General features: G+C 66.7%; 1 pseudogene. It reads right to left on the minus strand.

From position 1 onward, the window contains the following. Positions 1-229: 229 nt before the first annotated feature. Positions 230-531: pseudogene (locus AACY08_RS28570) on the minus strand (beta-galactosidase); the annotation flags it as partial.

Below are 531 nucleotides of genomic sequence, written 5' to 3' on the forward strand. Positions count from 1 at the left end.
CGACCCGGCACGTTGCGCCATTGAGCAATGCTGCGAACGCCCAACGCAGCCATGCCAGTATCTCCTGCTACGTCTTGCGGGAAGCCGCTACTGCTGAACGAAGCGGCGCTTTCTGCGCCTGAACGGTCAGTGTTGCGGGGACCAGCGGCATGCCCAGCGCTCCGCTTTCCGCTGCCTCGATCAGAATCGCGCCGCTGCGTTTGCTCGACTGGACGATCACTTGTGCGAGTCAGTTGAACAGCGACCGCTCGCTCCCCTTGTCGCTCTCCAGGCAATTGGGATTGCCGTTGCCGACGCCGATCAGCTTGCCCGCTCCGGACACGCGGAAGCCGAGTTTCTGACTGGCGGTTGGCACCGGACGCCCGCGTGCATCGAGCGCTTCGATCTTTATCAGCGCGACGTCCTCGCCATCGGCATCGATCGTCAGCCGGTCGGCGGTCAGGCGCAGTGACCGCGCCGGGCCGGTTGTCTCGCGCCGCTGCGTCATCACGACGCGCCCCCCACGCCGCCCGCGCGCCTCGATCACGCCGG

Origin of the sequence: Pseudomonas sp. EL_65y_Pfl1_R83 (assembly GCF_963970695.1) — a bacterium.
Taxonomy (GTDB): Bacteria; Pseudomonadota; Gammaproteobacteria; order Pseudomonadales; family Pseudomonadaceae; genus Aquipseudomonas; species Aquipseudomonas tritici.